Source organism: uncultured Methanobrevibacter sp. (assembly GCF_947169325.1).
Taxonomy (GTDB): Archaea; Methanobacteriota; Methanobacteria; order Methanobacteriales; family Methanobacteriaceae; genus Methanocatella.
Genome location: NZ_CAMVPN010000013.1, coordinates 22,507 through 39,804, shown reverse-complemented (window position 1 = coordinate 39,804; position 17,298 = coordinate 22,507). Strand labels below are relative to the sequence as shown.

At 38.9% G+C, this 17,298-nt stretch carries 21 protein-coding genes; 12 read left to right on the top strand and 9 right to left on the bottom strand.

The window, feature by feature from the left end; genetic code table 11:
- The first annotated feature begins 25 nt into the window (after nucleotides 1-25).
- From Q0W26_RS03430 to atwA, 7 genes are all read left to right on the top strand, one after another.
- On the top strand, nucleotides 26-343 hold the full coding sequence (locus Q0W26_RS03430) for a biopolymer transporter ExbD (RefSeq protein WP_298522422.1): 318 nt from the start codon (nucleotides 26-28) through the stop codon (nucleotides 341-343).
- Between the two features lie 16 nt (nucleotides 344-359).
- On the top strand, nucleotides 360-986 hold the full coding sequence (locus Q0W26_RS03425; RefSeq protein WP_298522428.1) for an IMP cyclohydrolase: 627 nt from the start codon (nucleotides 360-362) through the stop codon (nucleotides 984-986).
- A 34-nt stretch (nucleotides 987-1,020) separates the two neighbouring features.
- The gene (locus Q0W26_RS03420; RefSeq protein WP_298522418.1) at nucleotides 1,021-1,785 is read left to right on the top strand and encodes a coenzyme F420-0:L-glutamate ligase; all 765 of its coding nucleotides are present in this window, start codon (nucleotides 1,021-1,023) and stop codon (nucleotides 1,783-1,785) included.
- 9 nt (nucleotides 1,786-1,794) lie between these two features.
- On the top strand, nucleotides 1,795-2,700 hold the full coding sequence (gene cofD, locus Q0W26_RS03415; RefSeq protein WP_298522415.1) for a 2-phospho-L-lactate transferase: 906 nt from the start codon (nucleotides 1,795-1,797) through the stop codon (nucleotides 2,698-2,700).
- Nucleotides 2,701-2,721: 21 nt separating this feature from the next.
- Entirely contained in the window at nucleotides 2,722-3,483 is a 762-nt protein-coding gene (locus Q0W26_RS03410) for a GTP cyclohydrolase III (protein ID WP_298522412.1), read from the top strand.
- 29 nt (nucleotides 3,484-3,512) lie between these two features.
- The gene (locus tag Q0W26_RS03405; RefSeq protein WP_342765332.1) at nucleotides 3,513-4,223 is read left to right on the top strand and encodes a tRNA-dihydrouridine synthase; all 711 of its coding nucleotides are present in this window, start codon (nucleotides 3,513-3,515) and stop codon (nucleotides 4,221-4,223) included.
- A gap of 72 nt (nucleotides 4,224-4,295) precedes the next feature.
- Nucleotides 4,296-5,894: a methyl coenzyme M reductase system, component A2 gene (gene atwA, locus Q0W26_RS03400; RefSeq protein WP_298522406.1), complete on the top strand. Its 1,599-nt coding sequence runs from the start codon at nucleotides 4,296-4,298 to the stop codon at nucleotides 5,892-5,894.
- 9 nt (nucleotides 5,895-5,903) lie between these two features.
- Here the strand turns inward: atwA and Q0W26_RS03395 are convergent, their stop codons facing one another.
- Complete coding sequence (locus tag Q0W26_RS03395) at nucleotides 5,904-6,602, bottom strand: M48 family metallopeptidase (protein WP_298522401.1); 699 nt, start codon at nucleotides 6,600-6,602, stop codon at nucleotides 5,904-5,906.
- Between the two features lie 141 nt (nucleotides 6,603-6,743).
- Between Q0W26_RS03395 and Q0W26_RS03390 the strand changes: the two genes are divergently transcribed.
- Genes Q0W26_RS03390 through hemA form a run of 3 tightly spaced genes read left to right on the top strand, consistent with a single transcriptional unit; the run spans nucleotide 6,744 to nucleotide 9,044 of the window.
- On the top strand, nucleotides 6,744-7,226 hold the full coding sequence (locus Q0W26_RS03390; protein ID WP_298522398.1) for a methanogenesis marker 9 domain-containing protein: 483 nt from the start codon (nucleotides 6,744-6,746) through the stop codon (nucleotides 7,224-7,226).
- A 1-nt stretch (nucleotide 7,227) separates the two neighbouring features.
- Nucleotides 7,228-7,848, top strand: a complete 621-nt coding sequence (locus Q0W26_RS03385) for a bifunctional precorrin-2 dehydrogenase/sirohydrochlorin ferrochelatase (RefSeq protein WP_298522395.1) — start codon at nucleotides 7,228-7,230, stop codon at nucleotides 7,846-7,848.
- Nucleotides 7,845-9,044 (top strand): glutamyl-tRNA reductase, encoded by a 1,200-nt coding sequence (hemA, locus tag Q0W26_RS03380; protein ID WP_298522392.1) that lies wholly within the window; start codon nucleotides 7,845-7,847, stop codon nucleotides 9,042-9,044. Before Q0W26_RS03385 ends, hemA begins: the two co-directional genes overlap by 4 nt.
- Before the next feature lie 8 nt (nucleotides 9,045-9,052).
- Here hemA and Q0W26_RS03375 read toward each other — a convergent pair whose 3' ends face one another.
- Complete coding sequence (locus Q0W26_RS03375) at nucleotides 9,053-10,177, bottom strand: AAA family ATPase (protein WP_298522389.1); 1,125 nt, start codon at nucleotides 10,175-10,177, stop codon at nucleotides 9,053-9,055.
- Nucleotides 10,178-10,281: 104 nt separating this feature from the next.
- On the opposite strand from Q0W26_RS03375, the gene Q0W26_RS03370 reads away from it, so the two are divergent.
- Complete coding sequence (locus tag Q0W26_RS03370; RefSeq protein WP_298522387.1) at nucleotides 10,282-11,349, top strand: metallophosphoesterase; 1,068 nt, start codon at nucleotides 10,282-10,284, stop codon at nucleotides 11,347-11,349.
- Nucleotides 11,350-11,383: 34 nt separating this feature from the next.
- Entirely contained in the window at nucleotides 11,384-11,896 is a 513-nt protein-coding gene (locus Q0W26_RS03365; protein ID WP_298522384.1) for a zinc ribbon domain-containing protein, read from the top strand.
- Here Q0W26_RS03365 and Q0W26_RS03360 read toward each other — a convergent pair.
- From Q0W26_RS03360 to Q0W26_RS03330, 7 genes are all read right to left on the bottom strand, one after another.
- Nucleotides 11,893-12,729, bottom strand: a complete 837-nt coding sequence (locus Q0W26_RS03360; protein ID WP_298522382.1) for a TIM barrel protein — start codon at nucleotides 12,727-12,729, stop codon at nucleotides 11,893-11,895. The two genes, Q0W26_RS03365 and Q0W26_RS03360, sit on opposite strands and share 4 nt — an antisense overlap.
- Nucleotides 12,730-12,765: 36 nt before the next feature.
- Nucleotides 12,766-13,782 (bottom strand): phosphorylating glyceraldehyde-3-phosphate dehydrogenase, encoded by a 1,017-nt coding sequence (locus Q0W26_RS03355; protein ID WP_298522379.1) that lies wholly within the window; start codon nucleotides 13,780-13,782, stop codon nucleotides 12,766-12,768.
- A 96-nt stretch (nucleotides 13,783-13,878) separates the two neighbouring features.
- Complete coding sequence (locus Q0W26_RS03350) at nucleotides 13,879-14,361, bottom strand: hypothetical protein (RefSeq protein WP_298522375.1); 483 nt, start codon at nucleotides 14,359-14,361, stop codon at nucleotides 13,879-13,881.
- Nucleotides 14,362-14,500: 139 nt separating this feature from the next.
- Entirely contained in the window at nucleotides 14,501-14,650 is a 150-nt protein-coding gene (locus Q0W26_RS03345) for a hypothetical protein (RefSeq protein WP_298522372.1), read from the bottom strand.
- A gap of 133 nt (nucleotides 14,651-14,783) precedes the next feature.
- Nucleotides 14,784-14,987 (bottom strand): heavy-metal-associated domain-containing protein, encoded by a 204-nt coding sequence (locus Q0W26_RS03340; protein WP_298522369.1) that lies wholly within the window; start codon nucleotides 14,985-14,987, stop codon nucleotides 14,784-14,786.
- A 30-nt stretch (nucleotides 14,988-15,017) separates the two neighbouring features.
- Complete coding sequence (locus Q0W26_RS03335; RefSeq protein WP_298522366.1) at nucleotides 15,018-16,889, bottom strand: cation-translocating P-type ATPase; 1,872 nt, start codon at nucleotides 16,887-16,889, stop codon at nucleotides 15,018-15,020.
- A 65-nt stretch (nucleotides 16,890-16,954) separates the two neighbouring features.
- Entirely contained in the window at nucleotides 16,955-17,227 is a 273-nt protein-coding gene (locus tag Q0W26_RS03330) for a metal-sensing transcriptional repressor (protein WP_342765331.1), read from the bottom strand.
- Between the last annotated feature and the right edge of the window lie 71 nt (nucleotides 17,228-17,298).

Here is a 17,298-nt window from a genome sequence, read left to right as displayed (position 1 = left end):
TTTTATTGATATTCTTTTCACTATTATGATTTTTTTAGTGGTTACAAGTAATTTTTCGGCTGATGTTCAAACTGATGATGCTGATGTTGCAGAAGATGCAAGCGGAAAACCAAACGTCACCGACGTTAGCGGTGATGCGCAGTACTACGTTATGCCGGTAGCCAATCTACATAAGGTCACTGTAAATGGCGTAGACAGGTCCGACACGATAGCGGGCAGTGCTGTTGGTGTTCTTGGAAAAGTAATCGACCAGGGACAGGTTACCATTAAGCCTGGAGAAATTGAAATCCAGACTCCTGCTGGTGTCTCTCCGGATGAGGCTGTTCAGCGTCCTGAATTATAAAAAAAGGGGAATGAAAGTGTATACAGGTAGAATTTTATCAACTGGGATGAATAATGACGGTAAACCTTTTGTGGCATATCGTGTTTCAAGCAGGTCATTTCCAAACAGGCAATGCCTAAAATATGAAAGCTGTGCTGCGATTGTTCCAAAGGAAGGTTTTGAAAAAGACATTTATAAAAATGCGTATATTGCATATAACAGCATATGCATCGTGAATGATGTGGCCATTGTATCCAATGGTTCTCAAACGGATGTCATAGCAGACAAGATTGGTGTGGGAATGAATATAAGGGATGCTATCGCATATTCATTGCTTACCATGGATTATGAAAAGGATGATTATAACACTCCAAGAATTGCCGCTGCAGTCACATCAAGCAGTAAAGAGGATGAGTATGAGTGTTATATTGGAATTGTAAATGACAAGAAAATATTGGTTGAACATGTTCCTTTCGGTAAAGCTGCTTTTATTTCAACATATGGAAGTCAAGAGCCTGATTTGGTTGAGTTCGAAGCCCAAACTGCAACTGATTCAGCTAAATTTATTTTTGATGAAGGCACATTTGCCAATTATGAGAAGCCAGTAACCTCATGTGCTGCTGTTTTTGATGGAGAATGGACTATAGATGTCTATAATCCATAATTTTTTTTATTTTTTTAAATTTTTAGATGATATTATGACAATTGAATTAATAGGCTTAGAGCATATTCCCATTGTTGACGATAATGATGACATCTCAAAAATCCTCAAGGATGCAATCGACAAGCAAGGGTGTCTTGTTGAACATGGGGATATAATTTTAATTGCAGAAACTTTAATTTCAAAAGCTGAAGGCAATTTCATCAGATTGGATGATTTGGAGCCTTCTGATGAAGCTTTAGATTTGGCTGAAAAATCAAAAAAAGATCCAAAACTTGTAGAGGCAATCATTCAGCAATCCAATGAGATTGTTGAAGTCGGCCCAAGTTTCATCATCACTGAAACCAAGCACGGTTTTGTCTGTGCCAATGCGGGAATAGACGAGTCCAATGTTGGTGAAGGTTTGGCAACTCCAATGCCCGAAGATGCAGATAAGTCAGCAGTAGAAATTCGCAAATCCTTGGAAAGTGAATTCGGTGAGGAAATAGCCGTGATTATCACTGACACTCAGGGAAGGGCTTTCAGATTTGGGGCTATCGGAACTGCTATAGGATGCTCAGGCATTTCACCGCTTTGGAGAAGGGTCGGTGAAAAGGATTTGTATGGCCGTGAACTTGAAACAACAGAAATCGCAACTGCAGATGAATTGGCGGCTGCAGCATCTCTTGTAATGGGCCAAGCCGATGAGGGCCTTCCGGTTGTTATCATTCGTGGATTTGGCAATTTCGATGATTTGAGAAATGTCGATTCGGACATCTCTCCATTGCTCATGCCGAAGGAATTTGATGTGTTCAGGAAATAAGTGGTTTTTATGATTACTGTTTTATCAGGAGGAACAGGCACTCCCAAATTATTGCAGGGGATAAAGGAGATTGTTGATCCCAGCGAATTGACTATTGTCGTAAATACCTTGGAGAATGATTATTTTGCGGGAGTTTATGTCTCAGCTGACATTGACACAGTTCTCTACACAATGTCTGATTTAATCAATGATGAATTGTGGTATGGAATCAAGGATGACACTTTCATTACTCATGAAAGGCTTGAGGAGATCGGTTGTGGTGAACTGTTAAGAATCGGTGATAAGGACCGTGCAACAAAAATTCAAAAGACCCTGCTCATGGAAAAGTATGATTTGGCCAAGGCCTGTGAAATCCAGGCAAAAAACATGGGATTGGCATGCAATATCATCCCGATGAGTAATGAAAACTCAGATATCAAGATAGTCACTGACATCGGAGAGCTGGAATTCCATGACTTTTTAATCAAGCACCAGTCAGAACCTGAAGTGCTTGACGTTAAATTTTCCAAGGTCAAACCTTGCGAAGGCATAATCGATGCAATAAACAAATCTGATGCGGTCATAATCGGCCCGTCAAATCCGATTACTTCAATTTTACCTATTTTGTCATTGGACGGAGTGAGGGATGCTTTAAAAAATGCTTATGTTGTGGCGGTTTCACCTATCATCGGCAACGATAGCGTAAGCGGGCCTGCCAGCAAGTTCATGAAAGCGATGGGCATTGATGTTTCGGCGGTCGGTGTCGCATCATTATATGATGATTTTTTGGATGCGATTGTGATTGATGAAAAAGATGATGACAAAAAAGTTAAGGTAAATCAAATAATTAATAAGGTAATAGTTACAAATACAATAATGAATAATTTGGATGCTAAAAAAAATTTGGCTGAAATTATTATTGAAAATATTCCTTAATATTTTATAGGCGGTTATTCAATGATACAAATGACTTTAATACAAATTGACAACTATGGGCCTTGGACAGTTACTCCAAGACCGAGAACTGAATCTGATTTACAAATGCTTCAAGCAAATCTATTTGCAGATTTAAACAATCATTTTGGAAATAAGAAAGGTTTGGTTTTCTTTACAAGATTCGACAACTTGCTTGCAATCTCAAACGGTCTTGATGAAGAGGACCATTTAAGAATTCAAAGATCTATAAGAAACAGATACCCAATCACTATAAGTATGGGTGTAGGCGCTGCAGAAACTCCTCACGAAGCTCAGAAATTGGCCACTATTGCTCTTCAGAAAGCAGGCAGTGCCCAATCCGGTGAGAGAAAAGAAATTTTAGCTATTGACAGTCTGGTCAGCGAAGAGGACAGTTTTGTTCAGGCAGCTCACATTGACATCAACAGTGTTACAGAAACTTTAACAGACATAGAATCTGCATTTGACACAAGTTTCATGGTTAACAAGGCTCAACATTACCTGATGACTAAATTAATCAAAAAAGGAGCATTGCTCTTCTTCATCGGTGGAGATAACTTCATGTCTCCATGTAACGGATTGTCCGAACAGGAAATTGAAGACATCATGGTGGAAATCGATGAGGAAATAGGTATCAAACTCAAAGCAGGTATTGGAAGAGGCAAAAACGCTGAAGATGCAGCTTACATGGCAGACATAGGTCTTGAAGAAATTCGTGCTCATAATAATGAAATGTGGACTTGGGTAATCGAAAAGGAATACTAAGTGATAGCATGCTTAAAGTAGTTGCGCCTATGGCGGGAATAACCGATGCCGAATTTTTAAATAAGGTTATTCCACTTGGTTTTGATGTGGCTACTTTAGGAGGATACAGTTTAGATGCACCGACAATTGAAGCCAGTAAAAGGATTGTTGAAAGGGGAAGAAATGAATTTGTTTTTCCAGTGGAGGAGACCTTTTCACATATCGAAAATGAAATCGCTTCAATTAAAAGGGTTCATGGCAGCGTAAAGGTATCGGCCAATGTACGTTCAACAACCCCTCAACCAATAATTGACATCGGAAATATAGCCGATTTGGATATTGTTGAAATTAATTGTCATTGCCGCCAAGAGGAAATTTTAAGTGTTGGTTGCGGGCAGGAAATGTTGAAACGGGCTGATCTGGGAGATTTCATTTCTGAAGTTGTTGACAATGTCGACTGTGAGGTTTCAGTTAAGATACGTGGAAACGTTGAAGGTGTGGACACTTTGGAAATTGCCTGTTTGATTGAAGAGGCAGGTGCCGATTATTTGCATGTTGATGCTATGAAAAAAGGAGTTTTCGATGCAGATTATACTCTTTTGAAAAATATTTGTAATAATGTTCAAATGAAAGTTATCGGAAATAATTCTGTCAACAGTGAATTAAATGCTCAAAAAATGATTAAAACTGGAGTAAGTGGTTTTTCAATCGCTCGTGGAGTTATTTCTGGGAATTTAAGTTTTAACATTTCTAATTTTTAAGATTTTAAAACAATTGTTATTAGAAAACATTATTAATGGTTTAAAATAAAAATAATCTCAATAGGTGATTTCATGGATTTTATAACTCTTAAGAATATTACAAAAACATTTGATGGCGTTGATGTTCTTAAAGATATTAACTTGAAGATTAGTGAAGGAGAAACTTTAGGTATTTTAGGACGTAGTGGAAGCGGTAAATCTGTTTTAATCAATATGCTCAGAGGTACATTGGATTACAAGCCTGATGGGGGAAACGTATTGGTTAATGTTGCAGTTTGTCCAGAATGTTTGGCTGTAGATTCCCCATCTCATGGCGGTGAAAAATGTAGTTGCGGAGCGACTTTGGAAACCAAGGAAGTCGATTTCTTCAATTGTGAAAGAAAATTATTCGCAAGCATTAAAAGAAGAATTTCCATCATGCTTCAACGTAACTTCGCATTATATGATGAAGAAACAGTAATTGAGAACGTCATGAGGGCAATGGGTGATGATAAAGAGTACGAAGAAAAGATTTATTTTGCTTTAGAATTATTGGAAATGGTTCAGATGAACCATAGGATTACTCACATTGCTCGTGATTTAAGTGGTGGAGAAAAACAGAGAGTTGTGCTTGCAAGACAACTGGCAAAGACTCCTATGATGTTTTTGGCTGATGAACCGACAGGTACATTGGATCCACAGACCGCCGTAAAGCTTCACAATACCTTAAAAGAAGGCGTAAAAGATGAAGGAATCACCATGTTAATCACATCTCACTGGCCCGAAGTCATGATTGAACTTGCTGATAATGTAATTTGGCTTGAAGAAGGTCAAATCAAACAGGAAGGCAATCCTCAAGAGGTTGTAGACAGTTTCATGGAAACAGTGCCAATTCCTAAAAAACCGGAAATTCCAGAATTCGGTGAACCGGAAGTTGTTCTTGAAGACGTTAAAAAGCATTATTATTCAATTGAACGTGGTGTCGTAAAGGCGGTGGATGGAATAAACCTGACAATCAATAAAGAGGAAATCTTCGGTATTGTAGGATTGAGCGGTTCCGGTAAGACTACCACAACCCGTATGTTAATCGGTTTGACAGAACCAAGTAGCGGTGACATTAAAATCAGGCTTGGTGACGAATGGATTGACATGACCAAAGTAGGTCCTCTCAACCGTGGACGTATCATGCCTTACATCGGTTTATTGCATCAGGAATATTCATTATATCCTCACAGGACCATTCTTGGAAACCTGACTGATGCTATCAGTTTAAACTTGCCTGCTGAATTCGGTAAGATTAAAGCTATCCATGCACTTACAACAGTCGGTTTTTCAGAGGTAAATGCTCAAGGAATTCTAGACAAATATCCTGACCAGTTAAGTGTTGGTGAAAAGCACAGGGTTGCTCTTGCACAGGTTTTAATCAAGGAACCTAACCTCATCGTATTGGATGAGCCTACAGGTACAATGGACCCTATTACACGTGTTGTCGTAACAGATTCCATTTTAAAAGCTCGTGCAGAATTGGAACAAACTTTCATCATAGTCTCTCACGATATGGACTTTGTATTGGATGTTTGTGACAGGGCAGCTTTGATGAGAGGAGGAAAACTCCTGGACATAGGCACTCCTGAAGAGATTGTCCAGCAATTGACTCCGGATGAAAAAGAAGATATGCTTAAAAGAGAATAAGTAATTTTCTTATTCATTCAATACTTTTTTTATTTTTTTCCAGTTTGGACAGAATCTGTCCATTAAATTTTTAAATTTTTTTCCGTGATTGAATTCTATCAGATGGCACAGTTCATGTATCATCACATATTCCAGACATATTGGATCCTTTTTCGCAAGATTTAAGTTAAGGGTAATCCTTTTGTTTTGATTGCAGTTTCCCCAGTTCTTCATGCTTCTCACTTTCACTTCAGAAGGTGCTTTTCCAACTATTTTTGTGCATTTCTCCAAAACTTGCGGGATGGCCATCTTCATTTGAGCCCTGTAAAATTCATTCAGTATCTTTTTTCTTTTCTCGATTGTGCTTCTTTTAGGAATTGGCAGGTACATGACTGATTTTTCTTCATCTATCACAACATGCTTTATCTTTTCATTGGAAATCAGCTGCAGAGTGTATTCCTTTCCCCAGAGGTAATGTGTCTCGCCATTCCTGTATTTCAGCGGAGCGTTAATGTCGTTTTCATGGATTTTCCTTTGATTTTTCAAAATCCATTCCTTTCTTGATTTGACAAAATCGGATATTTCCCTGTCGGACATGAACAGAGGCGCTGATACTTTAACCTCTCCGTCAGGCGGCAAAATGCGCAGATACATGTTTTTGATATTTTTGCGGTATAATGTAAGCGTTATTCCATCAATTGTCACGGTCTCTTTAGTCATCTTAATCATGAATTGTTAGCTTATCTTATTGAATATTTTGTCGGCAATCGTGTTTAAATTTAGTAGGTATAAAAAAGATTATATATTCATTGCTTAAATAAATTATATCATTATTTTATAATTATCAGATTATTATTTTGGAGGTTTATCATGACTTGGGAAGATGCGCCATCTCATATTTGCAGAGGCGGGGATATTAGAGGATTGGCTTTTTGTTGCCCTCCAGTAAAACCATGTCCTGTTTTAAATGCATTACAGCAAGTTAATTTAACTCCGCAGGAGTTTATCGATATTAAAGTTCAGTTTGGAAAGGAAACTAGATTAGGTGAAGGAGCAGGGACCTGTTTCGGGTCACTTGTTTGGTGTTGCAAGCCATCAAAACCATGTCCTTTAAGAGACATGACATTAAGGAACATGGGAATGAGTCATGATGAATATCTCGACTTGAAAAAGGAATTGTCTGAAAGATTGGTTGGTGTAAATAAGCCTGATCCTGATGAAAGAGCAGAAGCATTGGCCGAAACATTCCATATATCAAAGCTGGAAGCGATGAATGTTTTAACCGAATGCAATAACGATTTGAGAGCTGCTGTTAAAATATTGCATGCAAGGTCTCTTGAAGATTCTGATTAAAATGGATTGGACTTCTATTTATTTAAACACTTCCGATTTAAACGTTTTTATTTTAGGCACCGGTGAAGTTGCCACAAGAAGGGCCAATAAATTCCTGGACCATGGCGCTAACGTAAGATTGGCAGGGAATAATTTATCTCATGAACTGGAACATAAGGGGGCTGTTTTATGTTCAACAGGCGATGTTGACAAATTGGTTGAATGGTCCGATTTGGTTGTCATTGCAAGCGGCGATGAGGCAATGTGCAATCATGTTTGCGAGATTGCCGAAGGCAAGCTGGTCAACCGGGCTGATTTTCCACAGAAAGGGGATGTCATTGTTCCTACAAGCTTCAGTATTGGTGATGTTGAAATATCTATTTTTACAGGCGGCAAAAGTCCGCTTATGGCTCGTCAGTTGAGGAAAAAAATCCAGTCAATAATCACTGAAGAGGATATTCTTGAAATCGAACTTCAGGATTATGCACGTTCAATATTAAAGGAGACAGTCAGCGACCAGAAGGACAGGCGGGATTATCTCTATTCCATTTTTGAAGACGAAAACATCAATGGATATATTGAAACAGGACAGATTGATGAGGCAAAAAGTTACATTAACGATTTGATAAGGGGATTAGAGTGATACTTAATTTAAGAGTTGACCACAAAATAGCAGATATACAATCAATGGAAAGCATTGCAAAGGACATGGACGATTTGTTTTGGAAATTGCATGATAAATATTCAATAGGGGAATATATTGAGATTTCCACATGCAACAGGAAGGAATATTACATTAGCAATGACTATATTGCCGAAGATGATGAACTGCTCTCCCATGAAAATCAAAGCATAATTATCGAATACGGTCAGGCTGCGGTCATGCATTTGCTGCGTATGACATCAGGTCTTGAATCAATGATTGTCGGTGAAGACCAGATTCTCGGCCAGGTCAAGGATGCCAAGCATAAGGCAGTTAAGAATCACCACTGCGGCAAATCCCTTGATGCAATTTTTACCAAGGCGATTCATGTAGGTCAGGTTGTCAGAAACAAGACCAACATCAACAAGGGAGCCGTTTCAATCGGTTCTGCAGCAATTGACCTTGCAGAAAAGCATATGGGCAGTCTTGATGACAAATCAGTTCTCGTGATTGGTGCCGGAAAGATGGGCAGACTGGTTGCCAAAGCCCTTGCAGAGAAGGATTTGAATGCAATCCTTGTTGCAAACAGGACTTATTATGTTGCGGTTGAACTAGCTAAGGATTTGGGCGGAGAAGCCATTCTTTTCAGCGATCTGGAGAAATACCTTGCCACTGCCGATTTGGTAATCAGTGCAACAAGTGCTCCCCATGCAATCATCACTAAAAAACGTCTTTTGGGCATCGATAGGGATTATGAAAGTCTGATGATGGTTGATATTGCAAATCCAAGGGATATTTCCGATGATGTTTGTGAATTGGGTGTCAAAGCATTCAATATTGATGATTTAAGGGAAATTGCCGATGAAAACACTCGCCTCAGAATCAAGGAATTTGGCGAAGCGGAAAATATCATCGATGAAGAGTTCCATTTACTTAAAGAATCGTTTAAAATAATGGAAGTTGATGAAATTCTTGGTAATTTAAGAGCATCTATGGAAGAGATAAGACAACGTGAAAGTAAAAAAGCAAAGTCCAAGTTGTCTGATATAGATGGCAGTGCAAAAATTATAGATAATCTTACAAATTCAATTGTCAACAAGATATTTTTCGATATTTCCAAAAATGTAAAGAGGGCTGCAAAGGACGGCAACGCAAATGTTATCCAGGCAGCAGAATATATTTTTGACAATAATTAAAGGATGTTCTATTCAAACATTCCTTTAACATCTCTATTTTTGATTTTGGTTGACTTCAGCGCATAGTCAATATTTTCCATATTGATGATGTCGCCGTCGTTGGCAATGGTATTGTGAAGAGCTGTCTTTAAAATCTTTTCCTTTATGTCTCTTCCTGACAGTCCTTTGGTAAGCTTAACGAGTTTGTTTAAATCCAAATCATACTCCAAAGGCATGGTCTTCAGGTTGTTTTCTATGATTGTCAGCCTTTCATCGTCATCAGGTAGTTTGAATTCAATTTCCTCTTCAAAACGGCTTCTGACTGCATAGTCAAGTGAACCCGGATTGTTTGTAGCTCCGATAGTTATCACTGATTTGTTGTCGCTGATTCCATCCATTTCGGTTAAAAGGGAGTTCACGATTTCGGAAACGTCTCCTCTCAGTGACTGGAAAGATCTGTGAAGTGCAACCGCATCGATTTCGTCAATGAATATTATTGAGGGTGAATTCTCGCTGGCCTTCTTGAAAAGGTCATGGATTTTTGATGCGCCGTCTCCGACATGGTCACCGATCAGTGATGTGGCCTTGATTAGATACAGTGGTACTTCAAGCTCGTTTGCAAGCGCTTTGACAAGCATGGTTTTGCCTGTACCCGGAAGTCCATAGAACAGAACGTTTTTGGGAGCCCATGGTCCGAACCTTTCCGGGTCCTCTAGATACTTTGTAATGACCTTGACCTTGTTTTTGGCATTTTTCTGCCCGACAATGTCTGAAAGCCGTATGTCTGATTTAACTTTGGACTCATTGCTTATTTTGTCCAGTTCATCGGTAATGATCTTTATTCTTGTATTTTCAGAAATTATTGTGTTGTTAGGTTTTGCTGTTACGATTTCAAAACCGTAATCGGGAATGATTTTCTGGTCAAATAAATGGGAATTTTCACGCACAACCAATCCTAGCCATTGCTCACGTGCATACTCTTCAAATAACTGTTTGTTGGTAATTTCAATATCTTCATCCATTAAATTAAAATCGAATGGGTATCCAACTGGCTTTACCACAACAAGCTCTGCATATTCCTTGTTTTCAGTTTCCTTAATCACTTGTTTTTGATTGGATGGTTTCAGTTCCTGCTTTTTATTATCGCTTTTCAAATCATCACCTCCTTAAGCTCGATTTTTAACATTTTTCTTTTTTGTTTTAATTATTTAAATAGTTGTTGAATTAAATATATTTGTATATTTTTGGAGAATGATTTATGAGTTTCAGAACAAGAAGGGTAATATTTTCAACCCCCTTTTACATGATATTCGAGTATTTCCTATTGAAATACACATTTTTATTATTGGGGGGAATCAGCGATGCATATATTATTTTGATGGTATTGTTCATTGGATTTCTGCGTCTCTTTCCGATGTTTTTGGAAGCTAGAAAATCAAGATGGCCTACAAGGGTTTTGACGACCATTGATGGAGTCTGGATGTGGGCATCCTTAATGCTTTTGATAGATATTGTTGCTGTTTACATCATAAGCATGTTCATTTCCCTGCCTGTTGCAATTAATGCAATGTTTTTGGCTGTTGTGCCGATTTTGGGCATTTACAATTATTATAAGGCACATAAGCTCATAGTCAATGAGGTGACATTGACATTGGACAATCTGGCTCGAGATATCAATATCGTTCAGATGTCCGATATTCACTTCGGCTCCGTAAGGCATAAAGAAATTATCAGGCAGGTCGTTGACCGCTTGAAGGAACTTGAGGATTCCTGTGAGCTTGCAATCATTTCCGGAGACCTTGCTGACGGCTCAAGTGTCGTTGAGGAGGATGATTTCATGGCATTCAGTGAAGTCAACATTCCGATTGTATTTACTCCGGGAAATCACGATTTCTATCCTGGAATCGATAGCGTGATAAATGCCTGCCGGAATGCCGGCGTTATAGTTTTGGATAATGAAAGCTTCGAGTTTGAATTCTTAAACATTTTCGGCCTTACTTTCAGCTTTGAGGATAGGGCAGTTCCCAAAATAGATGAATCCCTTATAAATGAGGGTTTTGTAAACATCCTCAACTATCATGTCCCATATTACTGGGAGGAGTTTTCCTCAATAGGCTTTGACATTCAGCTTTCAGGCCACACCCATGGAGGACAGTTCTACCCTGCAATAAATTTCGCAAATCTGATGTTCAAATACAATATGGGTCTTTTCAAGAATGATTTGGGCAAGTATTTGCATGTCACAACTGGTGTTGGTTCAATGGACACTCCGATGAGATGGGGAACCGATTCCGAACTTGTGGTTTTGAAATTGAGGAAAAATTAAGTTTATTAAAGACTTGCAACTAAATACTAATTATATGACAATTGACGATAATCATACTCATTTTTGCATTTACTGCGGCTCCCGAATCGAACCCGGACAGAATTTCTGTGCCGATTGCGGGAAACCCGTTTACAGGCAGGAGCCAAGAATTGAGAAAAAGCCATCTGAATATGATGCAAAAATTGACGAGCTTGAACGTGAATACAAAGACAAGCAAAGCAAAGCGAAGCAGTTGGTCGAAAAGCAGTTTGACCCAAATCACCTGGCTTACGAGCGCTTTAACTCTTCAATCACAAAGTCCAACAACCTATTTGACATTCAGGTGGGCATTGCAAGAAAGATGGCTGAAATGGATACGGCTGACAATCCATTTGTAGTAAAGGAGATGGAAAACAAGCTTCAGACACTGCAAACCTTCATCGATAAAATGGAGGATTTGACAAGTGAGCTGGTTATCCATTTAAGCTCCAATAAAAAGGACACTGAAGACATTAACAATCTGTTCAACGATATGGATGAGTTAATAGATTCAGTAAAGGATTACTAAATCATTTCATCATATATTTTTTTCATTTTAAATGAATCGACATCTCTAAGCGGTGTTTCACAGATGATGTTGGCGTTCCATCCGTTGTCAATCAGGTTGGCCAGCAGATCTTTGATGTTGGGGCCATATTCGTCGCTTTCATCTAGTGTGTGGTGCTTTACCTCACCTCCATGTCCGTATTCTATGGTTGTGAAATGGCAATGAAGGATGTCAATGTCGAGGTTGTCTTCAATTGTTGAGAAAATGCAGTTGTAATCCTCTTTTTTATTTAAGAAACCTCTGCCTCTTGCATGAACGTGTGCAAAATCTATTGTCGGTTCGAAATGGTCGAATGTAGCGCAGAGCTCAACAACTTCTCCCACATTACCGAGCTGGGTTCTTTTTCCTGTGGTTTCAGGGGCAAATGTAAAATCTTCAATACCTTCGGCTTCAAGCTCTTCGAATAACCTGTTGATGGTATTCTTTGAGATTTCCATTGCCTTTGCAGGTTTTCTGTTCAGATATGCTCCTGGGTGGAACACCAGACGGTATGCTCCCATCCACTCTCCCGCACGTGCGGCGGATATGAGATGGCCGATGCTCTTTTCAAGTTTCTCTTCTTCTTTGGCGCATAGGTTGATGTAATATGGCGCATGCATGGAGACCAAAACATCATGCTTTTCGGACTCCTCTTTGAGGGTGTTTGCAGCGGCTTCACCAATCCTCACTCCATATGGTGATTGGTATTCGTAGGAATGGAGTCCTTCCTCTTGGATATATTTCGGAGCCTTGTATGCAGGACCCTTATAGTCGATAGGGCTGCCTGCAGGTCCAAAAAGTACTTTAGATTTCATTTAAATCAGTTAAAAAAATAGTAAAAAAGAGGGAATTTAGAATATTCCCATAGCTTTGTTTGTTTTAGCAATAGATTTTTCGTTGTCGCTTTCCATTTCTAAAAGTGCACGGATAGCGTCAATGTTTTCAGGAATTACGTCTGATTCCTGGTGAACGGCCTGCATGTAGAACAGTTCATTTCCGACTACATTGATGGATTCTCTCCAGACTGGGATTTCGTATAAGTCGTTTCTGTTTCTTCCAAGCTCTTTTGCATATTCCATCAGTTCAGCAGTGGATCCAAGGCCTTCTTCGGCTGACACGACAATCACTCTTGAACGTTTTTCCAATGCGGCAATTATCTCTTCGGTTTCAACATCGTTGTTGATTTCCACCATGATGTTGTGCTGGTGCATTAGAGTTGTAGGCACGAGCAATGCCATGGTTGTAACGTCTATGCCGTTCATTACAGTTTTTACGTCAGGACCGTGGTGTGAAGGTACTTTTGGAGGATTTGGCACGATTGCGTTGATTGGACCTTTCTTGATTTCGGAAGGGTCTGATCCTCTTCTAACCATCACTGCTCTGACCTTTTTGATGTCAGCAATAGGGTCGATTGTGGATAATGTACGGGTAAGACCTGTAGTGTTGCAGGATACTACTCTTGTGTAGTCCGCACCGTAGGAGTCATCATAATTGGAGATTGCATTAAATGAAAGACCTGTCAATTCGTGGTCTTCTCCACCTTGATAAATTGCTTTAACGCCTGCTTTTTTATACATTTCAAGGTTTTGAGGTCCGATGCTTCCAGGGGTACAGTCAACAACAACGTCTGCTTCCTGAATCATGTCTTCAACGGTACCTGCTATTTCGATTCCGGCATCTTTGAATAATTGTTCCCTTTCCGGAATTCCAATGTATAAAGGATAGCCTTTCTCTTCAACTGCAGTTCTTGCTTCGTAGTTTGGTCTAGTTTTACTTACACCAATAACTTTCATGTCATCCTGAGCGGCCACTGCATCAGCCACTCTTTTACCGATGGTTCCATAACCATTAATTGCAACAGTTTTCATTTTCATCCCTTTTTAAAATTATAATAATTGAATATTATATGAATTTAAATCTGTTTTTCAAATTATATATAATTTGATATTTAATTTGGGCAAAATCTATTGGAATTTAATTGATTGTGCCATTGATTTCATCAGTGTCTCGTTGTCGCATTGCATGAGGATATATTTCTCGTTGTCTCCGGCAATTGCCATGTCATGGTAGTTTGTCTCTCCTATGATGTTGTCTCCATTGAAATGGACAACGGTAGTGTTGTTGGTTGTATTTAGGCTTATGCTTGTGTCATTTTTGGCAAATTCCTCATAGTATTTCAGCAAATCATCCTTTGCCCCTGCTGACTGGGCATAGACGATGTTGATTTTTTCGCTGTCGTTTCTGTAGTTCAAAAGGATACTGATTGTTTTTGATGGACTGCTTTCGTCCTTTTCAAATGTGACTCCTTTAGGGACATTCATTTTGAAATAGCCATCAAAATCATGTTCCTCCAAGGTAATGTTGTCTGCGGCAGATCCCACATTGATTAAAAATAGGCCAATCAATGCCAAAATGAGTATTATTAAAAAATTTTTAATGAACTTCACATTATCACCAATTGATATCTTTGGAGTTAATGTTACATTAACGTTGGTGTTTTTAGATTGACGGTTGTTTCAGCGGTTGGTTTTGACATTAACATTAGCGTTTTGCCATTTCAATCGTGATTCTGTTTGGGGATATATATCATAATCCTTTTTTAGTTTCGGGTTTTGAAATTGCTGCCGTTAATGTGGGATTAACGTTTCTTTTTTTGGTGTTGTTTACATTAACGTTGGTGTTTTTAGATTGGTGGTGTTTCTGTTTTCTTGTTGTTTTAGCGGTTGGTTTTGACATTACCGTTAGCGTTTTGCCATTTCAATCATGGTTCTGTTTGGGATATATATCCAAGCCCGATTTCAGGCGCTATTGTCAAAATCATGGTCGTTAATGTGGTGGCGTTTTAAAAAAATAAAAGATAAGTAGGATTCTATTCTACTTTGAATCCTGCTTCTTCAACAGCTTCGTTAATGTCTGCATCGCTTACGTCGCCGGACATTGTGATTGTGGTAATTCCGGAGTCCAAATCTGCTTTGACATCTTCAATTCCGTCAACGTCTTTTAAACATAATTCTACAGCATTAACACATGAAGGGCAGTGCATGCCCACTACTTTGATTTCTTTTTCAGCCATAATTAATCACCTAATTTTGGATATTTAATATTATGTCTTGGATTTATTTAAAGTTTTAGTTAAGCCTAATTTTTTATTTTTGGCTTTGCTTTTTGCCGAATAACTGTACCTCAGCAGGGCCAATGAATGAAGAACCACAATCACTGATCCGATATTGTGGATTAAGGCACCTTCAACAGGTCCCAAATCACCCAATATTGCCAATGTCATTGCGCATATGTTCAGAATCATTGCAAATGCAATGTTGATGTTGATTGTTCTTATTGTCTTTTTGGCTATTGCAATCAGATGCGGAATGTCTTCGATGTTGTCGTTAATCAGGGCGATGTTTGCCGCTTCAATTGAAATTTCACTTCCGATTGCCCCCATTGCTATTCCGACATTCGCCTTTTTAAGGGCAGCAGCATCGTTTATTCCATCTCCGATCATTGCAATTCTGTTTCCTTTCTCCTGCTCATGTCTGATGTATTCTGTCTTGTCTTCAGGCAGGCAGTTTGTCTTTATGTTTCTTATCTTGAGGGTGTCTGCAATGTATTTTGCGGTTTCATAGAGGTCTCCTGTAAGCAATGTTGTCCTTACCCTCAGTCCTTTAAGGGTCCAGATTGTAGGCTTTGCATTTTTGCGTATTGTATCTCTTAAAACCACTTTTCCGATTAGGGTGCCGTCCTTTGCAACGTGGATTGTGATTTCCCCTTTCCTGTTTTTGGCGTTGCCTTTAACAGCAATCCTTTCGCTTTTGAGCAACTTTTCGTTTCCTACTATTATTCTTGAGCCGTTGACTGTACCACTGACTCCGTTTCCGATATGCATCCTGAAATCCTCAACTTCCGCCAAATCGATATTGCTGCAGTATTTCATGATGGATTTTGCCAGAGGATGCTCTGATTTGGATTCCAGTGAAGCAAGCAGGTGCAGCATTTCGTCCTTATCCTCTGAGATGACTTCCACCACTTCAGGGGTTCCGTTTGTCAATGTTCCTGTTTTGTCGAATATCAGTTCGTCAATCTGGGCTAGCTCTTCTATTGCTGAGCCTTCCTTAACCAATATTCCTCTTTTTGTCAAGTTTCCTATTGATGCTGCAATTGCAGTTGGTGTGGCCAATACGAATGCGCATGGGCAGAATACCACAAGTATTGTGACAGAGCGTATTATTTCAAAGGTGAATAGATATGTAAGTATTGACGCTGTAAACGCAATTACGACAATCAGTGTGGCCCATTTATCTGCAGTCCTTACAATTTCTGTGTTTTCAGGTGCTGATGATGCGACTAATCTGATCAGTTTTTGTATTGAACTGTCTTTGCTTGCTTTTGTAGTTTTCATTGTAAATGAGCCATAGAGATTTATGGTTCCACTGTATACTTCATCGTCTTTGCTTTTATCCACAGGGAGGGATTCTCCTGTTAGGGTTGACTGGTCGATAGAGGTTTCACCGTTTATGATTATTCCGTCTGTTGGGATGCGTTCTCCCGGAAGAACTTTTAGGATGTCTCCGACTTGTACTTCTTCGACAGATATTTTTTCTTCTCTTTTGTTTCTGATTCTTGTTGCAAATTGAGGTGTGAGTTCAACAAGTTCCCTTATTCTTCCTTGAGTTTTGGATACAGTATATTCTTCTAAAAATCCTCCGATTGCCATTATTGTTGCAATTTCACCTGCTACAAACACTTCACCAATTATGATTGAAGCTATTATTGCCATGGAAACAAGCAAATCCGCTTTGAGGTCGAATTCACTTATCAGTCCTTCTGCACTGTTTTTCAATATTGGTAATCCGCAAAGCAGCACTGCGATCCATGAGAGATATTCGAGTGATTGAATGAAGCTTGCAATGATGCTTATTGCGGATACGGTTATTAGTAGTAAGTCCCTTTTCTGACTTTTGTCTAATCTTATGTTCATTTTAAACAGCCCCAATATTTTTGGTATAGTATACCCTATGGGGTATAGTGTCAATTTAAAAAAAATTATAGTCTTGAGTAGTATTCCATGATTGATGAAATGTCGCCTAATGCTTCATCTGCATCTCCATGTTCTATTGCATCCTTAACGCAGTGTTCCAGATGTCCGTCGACTATAATGTGTCCAACTTTATGTAATGCGGATTTTGATGCGTTTATCTGCATCAATATCTGTTCACATGGAATGTCTTCGTCAATCATACGATCAATCGCATTGACCTGACCGATGATTTTCTTAAGTCTTCTATGTAAATTTTCACTATCCATACATTCTTTCAAATTAACACAACCTATACCTGCTAGGGTATATGAATTTTTTAGTATATAAATGTTTGGATGGAATGAAAAAA